This is a genomic window from Micromonospora sp. NPDC020750 (assembly GCF_044334565.1).
Classification (GTDB): Bacteria; Actinomycetota; Actinomycetes; order Mycobacteriales; family Micromonosporaceae; genus Micromonospora.
In genome coordinates this window covers 1-7,984 of sequence record NZ_JBIRTH010000022.1, presented here as the reverse complement: position 1 = coordinate 7,984, position 7,984 = coordinate 1, and the positions used below count along the sequence as shown (strand labels likewise).

At 68.8% G+C, this 7,984-nt stretch carries 8 protein-coding genes and 1 pseudogene; 2 read left to right on the top strand and 7 right to left on the bottom strand.

The window, feature by feature from the left end; genetic code table 11:
• Both ACH4T9_RS31810 and ACH4T9_RS31805 read right to left on the bottom strand, forming a co-directional pair.
• On the bottom strand, window positions 1-521 hold a 521-nt coding region (locus ACH4T9_RS31810), incomplete at its 3' end, for a helix-turn-helix domain-containing protein (protein ID WP_396675137.1).
• A gap of 763 nt (window positions 522-1,284) precedes the next feature.
• Window positions 1,285-2,097, bottom strand: coding sequence for an NAD(P)H-binding protein (locus ACH4T9_RS31805; protein WP_396675135.1), 813 nt, complete (start codon window positions 2,095-2,097; stop codon window positions 1,285-1,287).
• A gap of 295 nt (window positions 2,098-2,392) precedes the next feature.
• On the opposite strand from ACH4T9_RS31805, the gene ACH4T9_RS31800 reads away from it, so the two are divergent.
• Window positions 2,393-3,535 carry a hypothetical protein gene (locus tag ACH4T9_RS31800; RefSeq protein ID WP_396675133.1) on the top strand — a complete coding sequence of 381 codons (1,143 nt, stop codon included), beginning with the start codon at window positions 2,393-2,395 and terminating at the stop codon, window positions 3,533-3,535.
• On the opposite strand, the gene ACH4T9_RS31795 is transcribed toward ACH4T9_RS31800, so the two are convergent.
• From ACH4T9_RS31795 to ACH4T9_RS31775, 5 genes are all read right to left on the bottom strand, one after another.
• Window positions 3,477-3,683 carry a beta-ketoacyl synthase N-terminal-like domain-containing protein gene (locus ACH4T9_RS31795; protein ID WP_396675131.1) on the bottom strand — a complete coding sequence of 69 codons (207 nt, stop codon included), beginning with the start codon at window positions 3,681-3,683 and terminating at the stop codon, window positions 3,477-3,479. The genes ACH4T9_RS31800 and ACH4T9_RS31795 overlap by 59 nt on opposite strands.
• Before the next feature lie 38 nt (window positions 3,684-3,721).
• Complete coding sequence (locus ACH4T9_RS31790) at window positions 3,722-3,880, bottom strand: hypothetical protein (protein ID WP_396675129.1); 159 nt, start codon at window positions 3,878-3,880, stop codon at window positions 3,722-3,724.
• Between the two features lie 21 nt (window positions 3,881-3,901).
• Window positions 3,902-4,540: an NAD(P)H-dependent oxidoreductase gene (locus tag ACH4T9_RS31785; protein WP_396675127.1), complete on the bottom strand. Its 639-nt coding sequence runs from the start codon at window positions 4,538-4,540 to the stop codon at window positions 3,902-3,904.
• Between the two features lie 300 nt (window positions 4,541-4,840).
• On the bottom strand, window positions 4,841-5,866 hold the full coding sequence (locus ACH4T9_RS31780) for an NADPH:quinone reductase (protein WP_396675126.1): 1,026 nt from the start codon (window positions 5,864-5,866) through the stop codon (window positions 4,841-4,843).
• 100 nt (window positions 5,867-5,966) lie between these two features.
• A complete protein-coding gene (locus ACH4T9_RS31775) occupies window positions 5,967-7,169 on the bottom strand; it encodes a cytochrome P450 (RefSeq protein ID WP_396675125.1) in 1,203 nt (400 codons plus the stop codon).
• A 337-nt stretch (window positions 7,170-7,506) separates the two neighbouring features.
• Between ACH4T9_RS31775 and ACH4T9_RS31770 the strand changes: the two are divergent.
• A pseudogene (locus tag ACH4T9_RS31770) lies at window positions 7,507-7,853 on the top strand (transposase); the annotation flags it as partial.
• Between the last annotated feature and the right edge of the window lie 131 nt (window positions 7,854-7,984).

Sequence of the window (7,984 nt, the reverse complement as noted above, 5' to 3'; positions counted from 1 at the left end):
GGAAACAGCTGGTCGGACGGGAAAGCCTGGACATCTCGTGCCACTTCTAGCGTCATGAGCCGCCCACACGAATACAGCAGCGACCGACGGCATTCGAACGATCTCGTCCACGCAGAACACGACAGGGCGTTCGGGCCTCGGCCAGCGCGGCGGCTCACCGTCGGCGGCCAACCCCATCGGCACGCCGCCGAACAGCTCGCCGAAGGCGCGCCGGAACGTCCAGCCTCACCCACCCCGGGCGGTTCGGCCAGGCCGGGACGACCCCGTCCGGGCCGTCCGTCGCCGGCAGGGCGGGCGGTCGAGGTAGAGGTTCGTGTGGTCTGCAACGTAGTGGTGATGACAAGTTCCGCGTCGGCGTCGGCCATCGTGCGGGGCCAGCCCGGCCGCGGCTCGTCCAGCAACCCGTCGAGCCGATCGGCGGCGAACCGGTAACGCCACTTTCTCACCGGGTGACGGGCGATCCCGAGCTGATGCGCGATCTGGCTGTTCGACTCACCAGCGGCGTCCGCGCATGCCAGCACGATCCCGCGAGCGCAACGCCAGAGCCCGTGCGCTGCGCGGGCCGCCCGGGTCGATGATCACGTGGCCGATCTCGAACGGGCCGCACAGCGTCGGTGCGCCTTCCGCTGCGTCGACGACTACGCCGGCGCCCACGCCGAGGTAGAGGACGCGCCCGCCGGCGCCCGCGTTGGCCACCCCGACCGGGCGGAACCCGGCCGGCAACCGCGTGGCCAGCCGCGCGACCTCTGCCGTGAGGCGGGCGAGACCCTCCCGTACCCCGCGGCAGTCCAGCGAGCCGCGCGTTCCAGCGCCGGACCGCCGCCGGTCTCCGCGCGTAGCGCCGTCTTCGTGCCGTCGATGTCGAGCCCACCACCTCGGCGTACGCGACGGAGAACGCCTGACTCATCACCTCGTGGCTGTCTACGGGCACGCCGTCGAGGTCGAGCACCACGGCGGTCACCGCATCCGTCGCCGGCCCCCGGTACCGCCTCGATCACACGGACGACCCGCCGCGCTCCGACGATCGCCGTGCCCCCGCGAGCGGGTCGGCGATGCGCTCCCGGATCTCGTCGAGCAGGCGGTCGTACTCGATGCCGACCGGCTCGGCCGGCGACCTCCCGCACCGTGCGGTCGCGGACCAGGGTGGTGCCGGGCCGCTGCGCGCGACCGGGGCTGAATCCGAGAGTGCAGCGCACCGTTGCCGTGCCGGTGACCTGCGGTGATGTGCGCGCGGTCGTGGAGTTACCCAGGGCCGGGATGCGGTTTCCTTCGGTTCGCGCGCGGTCAGCTGAAGTCTTTGACGTGGTCCTCGGCCCACTGCCGGAACGAGCGGGCCGGCACCCCGGTGATCTCCTCGACGGTGGACATCACGATGCACGGGGCCGCCATGAGCTCGGTCATGGTCCGGACGAAGGATTCCGGAAGCCTCGGCTCGACGTCCTCCGGAGCCAACTCGACGACCTCGATCGGCCGCCCGATCACCGCTCCGATCGTCTCGATGTACTCCTGCTGCGTCAAGGCTTGCGGTCCGGTCAGCCAGTACGCCTGCCCCTCGTGCCCGGCGCCGGTCAGGGCGCGGACCGCCACGTCGGCGATGTCCCGTTCGTGGATCGACGCGGTGCGCACTTGCAGGAACGGAATACGCAACACCTCCCCGGACCGGATCGCCGGAGCCCAGCGGAGCTGCCTGCTGGCGAACGTGGTCGGGCGGACGAAGGTCCACGCCATTCCGGACTCCTGCAACGCCTCCTCCACCACGGTGTGCATCTGCGCGCTCCGGCTGTGCCTGGTGGCGGGTTCGACCACGGAAGCCGACGACAGCAACACGACGTGTTCCACCCCGGCCGCCTGCGCCGCGCTGACGAACTCGGGGAGGCCGTCCGGGTTGGCGTACAGGAAGACCTTCTTGATGCCGTCGAGCGCCGCCGGCAAGGTCTCCGGCTCGTCCAGGTCGAGGCGGACCATCTCGACGGCGCCCGGCAACTCGCAGGCACCCGGTGTCCGGCTGGTTCCCCGGGCCGAGACTCCGGTGGACAGAAGCCCATCCACCACATGGCTGCCCACACCGCCGTAAGCGCCGATGACAAGAACGGACATGGCTCCTCCAAAGGGTTGGCGGGTCGACGTTCGGGCGAATCGCCGCCAACCCACAATGCCATCGGCGCACCAAACGCCGCCGGGATCACCAACATCGCCGCCGGCAACCGCCCGCCGAACCGGCTCTGCAATATTCAACGGCTTTGCCCGGGCCCTGGCCATCCCCCGCCTTGGTAAAGCGGCGCCTTACGCGCCGAATGCCACTACCAACGTCGGGGATAGTGCGCGGCGCGCGCCGGACCTAGCATCCGAAAAGGGTCGAACACAAAGTTCTGCGCCAGCTTGGAGAACCCGGATGAGTGACAATGAGTCGGTCCTGTTGGATGCCTACCAGCGGTTCCAGGAGACGGGACCGGAGTGGGGCGGCCACCACCTCAGCAACCACGGCCCGATGGCCGTCGAGGCCATGGTCCGGCACGGGCACGCCGACTCCGTGCATCGCTGGATCGACAACTACACGCAACGTCTGGAAGAACAGCCGCGCGGGCTCGTCCCGGTCACCGAGGACGACTGGCGGGAGGCCCTCGGCGACTTGGAGCGGGTGGCGGACTGGACGACCCTGTTCCACCGCGAAGTCGCCGAGCGTCCCTGGCGGGAAGTGCTGGCGACGTGGTGGCCGCGGCTGGTGCCCGGCATCGCCGGCGGCACGGCGCACGGCGCGATCCGGGTCGGACACGTGGTCCACTCGTTGCTGGCGGCCGAAGTGGATCCCCGCTCGGAGCCGCGATTCGCCGGCAGCGCCGACAACCCGTACGTGATCGAGCTCGCCAACGCCCTGGGCTACTGGGCCGCGTGCTGGACGCCGGTGACCGGCGACCCCTCCCGCCGCCCCGGGTCGCTGAGGCCGGCCGACGCCTTGGCCGCCGTGCCGCCTGTCGCCGACCAGGAGAAGGGCGTTCCCTACCGGCTCAGCCAGCTCCCGACCACCGAGGGTTGGCAACCGGCACTCGGCGCGCTGCGGGCCGTGGACGATCCCGAGCAGGTGCCCACGCTGTTGACCCAGCTGATCGACGCCACGGTCTTCCGCTACCTGAGCTACGGTCACGGCCACGCGGTCATGTTGGTCCACGCTTCGACGACGCCGACCGCGGTCCTCCGCGTGCTGCCGGCCCTGCCGCGCGAGCTGTGGGTACCGAGCCTGGACGCCGCGTGGCAGGCGAGCGCCGCCTTGACCGCCGCGTGCACACCCCAGCACGCCGCCGATCGCGCGGACCTCGCCGTCCACACCGAGGGCGTCACGACGGCCGAGGACACCATGGCCCATGCGGTCGACCACGGGGACGAACACGTCATCAAGTTCGCCGACACCGCCGTGGACGTCTTCGCGCGTACCGGAGACCGGGACGCGCTCGCTGCGTCGAGCCGGTGCGTGGCGCTGATCACCCTCGCGGAGGCCAAAGGACGTGCGCGGTTCGACGGCCGCACACCCCCCAAGTAGTAACCGTGTCCACGATGATCGCCGGTCCCCGCAGGCCGAGCAGGTAGGAGATCCGGCCGGCAGCGACGCTGCCCGCGGTTCCGGTCGTCTGGAGGGCTTCGAGCTCTTCGGGCACCGGCCGTGGTCGGCCGGGAGATAGGGCAGCCATATCTCGAGCGTCTCCACGCTGCCTGCGCAGGCAGATCATCACCCGGTCGCCACGCCGCACACCGAGGCCCACCAGATGCCCCGCGCCGGCTGCCGGGTCCGCGCCTCCGGATCGCCGTACGTGACCGCCGGCTTGTCGTCCTCGAAGGCGACCATCGCGCCGGAGCTGTCCATGTGCTCCCGCAACAGCAGGTGCACACGGTCGTGGTCGGGGCTCGGCTAGCCGTTCTGCGCTCGGCCGGCGGCGAAGTAGGCGCGCAGCGGAGCCACGCCGTGCTCGCCGGCGCCCGCGTCTACTGCGGCGGCCAGCGCGTTCAGCTGGACCGTGGCGATGCGCACGGCGACCGGGTCGGCGAGGGTGGGAACGAGCCGACCGTGCTCCTCGTCCTTCACGTCGACGAGCTTGCCCTCCGCCTCGGTGAGCACCACCCACGGCCCACTGATCACGTGCGCGTGGCAGTCGTGCAGCACCCGGCCCAGATCGGTCAGCGCGTTGCGGCCCAGGCCGCGCCCAGGGGTGGCCACCATGGTCAGCACGCTCTTGCCGTGCAGCGCGGCGTTCATGAGGGGGCGGGAGGCCCAGTCGATCGCGTTCTTGACCACGCCCGGGATCGAGCTGTTGTACTCCGGTGTGACGATGATCAGACCGTCCGCCTCGCGGATGGCGTTGCGCCACCGGGTAACCGGGGCCGGGCTGCCCTGTCGGGTGTCGAGGTCCTGGTTGTACAGAGGCAGCTCGCCTAGCCCATCGAAGAGGTCGATCTCCATCCCCGCCGGGGCCAACGGCCGGACGGCCGCCAGGAGCCGGGTGTTGAACGACTCCTGGCGAAGCGATCCGGAAACGCCGAGAATCCGCAACTCACCACACTCGCATTCATTTCGCAATGGTCTGCTGATTCGATGGTGGCAAGCCATGCGACTTGCCCGAGCTGAGAGGCGCAGCTCTCCCGAACGGTGTGGGAATCCCACCACCCGAGAGACACCGCCGAGCCGAACACAGCAGCCGTGACGACGCCTACGGCTCAGTCCACGTTGGCCACGGTGCGGGCGAACTCATCGAGTGCCGGCGATCAGGCCGGCGTCGAGCCCAGGGCCCCGCAGCAGCCACAGGAACAACCCACATCACCGGGGATCGCTCACTCTGACTGGACAGGAGGCTCACTCACCGACGTCGACGAGGACCTTGCCCACGATGCCGGCCTGCACGGCGTCCTGCGCATCGCCGGTTCGGTGAAGTGGGAACCGGTGGAGGGGCAGCCCGGCCTCTTCTCCCGCGGTGATCGCTCCCGCGGCCGCTGCCTCGGTGATGTCGGCCGCCGCGAGGTCCTTGTCGGCCGCGGGCATCGTCATCACCATCACGAACTGGAAGCGCAGGTTCCGCCCGATCGCCTTCCGCGTCGGAAACGTCAGCTCACTGGTGCCCTCGGTCCCGTACGCGGCGACGGTACCGTCCGTGGCGATGACCTCCACGGCAGTGCCGATGTTCGCGGTCGCCGCCACCTCGACGATCAAGTCCACCCCGCCCGGGGCCAGCGCACGGATGTCCTCCACCACGGTGGCCGACCGGTAGTCGACGGTGTGCGCCGCACCGGCGGCCAGGGCCAGCTTCGCCTTTTCCGGACTGCTGACCGTCGCGATCACGGACGCCCCGGCCCAGGTTCCGAGTTGGATCGCGGCCTGCCCCACGCCTCCCGCGCCGCCGGCAACGAGCACGGTGCACCCCTCCAGCGCGCCCGGAGCCAGCCGGCCGGGACCGTTCTGCCCGGCGAGCAGACAGCGGTGTGCGACCACCGCCCGCAGCCCCAAACTCGCGCCGACCTCGAAAGACACGTTCGCGGGCAACGGCACCGCATTGCGGGACGGAACGATGGTGTACTCCGCGGCCGTGCCATGAGGACGCTTGTACGCCGCCTCCCAGACCCACACCCGCTGCCCGACCCTTCCCGGATCGACACCCTCCCCCACGGCATCGACCACACCGCCACCGTCGTGATGCGGCACCACCTCGGGGAACATCAAGGGGCCGCCCCGGTGACCGAACTCCCGGGCCTTCCAATCGGAATGGTTTACCCCGGATATCACGACACGGACCCGAACCTCACCGGGACCCGGATCCGGCACCGGCCGGTCGACGAACTCCAGAACATCACGGCCGCCGGTCGACGAATACACAATCGCCTTCATGTCGAAAACGTACCCATCGTTCTCCCTGCCTGACAATAGATCCGGCACCAACCCGTCAACTCGACGGATGCGCCGAGAGGAGGAATCACCTGCGACCCACTCAGTACCTGCGAACCTCGATGGGCAGCTTGTTGACGCCGATCATCGTCCAGGGATTGCGCAGGTTGACCGGGACGTCATCGCGCACGCGGATGTCGCGGTAGCGCTCCAGCATGAGGCGCAGTGCGATCTTCGTCTCCAGCCGCGCCAGTGGTGCGCCCAGACAATGATGGATGCCCTTGCCGAACGCCAGGTGCGGATTGGGCTTGCGGAGGATGTCGAACCGGTCCGGGTCGGCGAAGACGCGGTCGTCGCGGTTCGCGGTGGTCAGCCACACCAGGACGATCGCACCGGCCGGGATCTTCTGGCCACCGATCTCGGTGTCCTTCGTCGCCCGCCGCGCCGAACGCGGGAACGGCGGCCGGAAGCGCACCGACTCCTCGATCGCGGCCGGGATCAGCGCCGGATCGGCCCGCAGTTGGTCCCACACGTGGGGGTTCTCGTCCAGCGCGAGAACCGTGTTGCCCAGGGCGGCGGTTGTGGTGTGGTGGCCGGCGACCAGCAGGTTGAGGAAACCGAGAGCCTCATCTTCGTCCAGCCGTACCCCGTCAACCTCGACCGACATGAGTCTCCCGGCCAGGTCGTCACTGGGGTTCTTGTGGCGGGCGCGCAGGATCTGCAGTAGGTACTGGTTCAACTCACGCAGCAGCGGCGCGACGTTGTTCACCGCGCTTTTCCCCTGGTCGTCCAGCGACCCATCCGGCTCGTAGCTCTGCACCTCGACGAAGGTGTCGGACAGCTTCCGGAGGAACGCGCGGTCGGCGTCGGGGATGCCGAGCAGCTCAGCCATGACCATGAACGGCAACGGGTAGCCCAGCTTTTCGATGAAGTCCCACTGGTCGCCGCCGGCATCGGCGGCATCGAGCAGCTGCGTGGTCATCTCGACGATGCGCGGCTCCAGGTCGGCGATCATCTTCGGGGTGAACGCCTTGCTGACCATGCCGCGCAGCCGGCGGTGCTCCGGATCGTCCGACCGGAGGAAGTTGCCCTTGTTGGACAGCTCGAAGTCTTCCTGTTTCGGTGCCAGCGGGGCGACCTCGGAGGAGAAGGTCACCGGGTCGGTCTGCACCTGCTGGGTGTCGTGGTAACCAAGCACGTGCCACGCCTGCACCTTCTCGTCGAAATGCACGTCGCCACGCGCTCGCAACCCGTCGAGATAGGAGAGAAAACTGGACAATGTCCGTTCGGACTGGCTCACACCCATGAAAGCTCACTTCTTTCATACGGCCGGGTACCGCGATGCTCAGCGGACACGGTACTTCCGGGCCGCAGTGCCCTGGCATCCCACACGCTGCTAGTACTCCAGCCGCAGCTGATGAAGTCGGAGTCTTCGCTGGTAGTGCGCGCCAGGAGACGGCGGACCTCACCGAGAGTGAGAGGGATGAGTCTCTCATGATCAGGCTCGGGGGCGCCCTTTTCCCGGCTCGTTGCAGTTGATGCGCGACAGCCGGCCTACCACCGCACCCAACAAGTTCGACATCCACCAATGACGATAGAAGCTCGTTGGTCATCGACCGGCGTCAGGCCCGCGGAGATGAGGGTTGAATCCGGCCTCCGGCGAAGTGGCCGGCTCGTTGCACGGCCGGTGCCGGGCGATCGAGTTCAAGAAGCTCCTGATCACCCTTGACCGCGAGGCCCCCGCCGACCTGGACGTGCACGTGGTGCTGGGCGACGCCTCGACCCACAAACCCCGGCAATCAAACGATGTTTGGCCGCACACCCGCGCTCCGTCCTGCACTTCACCCCGACCAGCAGCTTTTGGCTCAACCTCGTCGAACGCTGGTTCGGCGCACTGACCACCCTGAAACCGCAACGCGGCGCCCACCGCTCGGTTCGTGCCCTCACCAACGACATCCGCGACTGGATCGAGACCTGGAACAACGATCCCGACCGCCCTGTCGTGGTCTTCGTGGACGAGATCGTTGAATGCCGTCGGTCGCTGCTGTATTCGTGTGGGCGGCTCATGACGCTAGAAGTGGCACGAGATGTCCAGGCTTTCCCGTCCGACCAGCTGTTTCC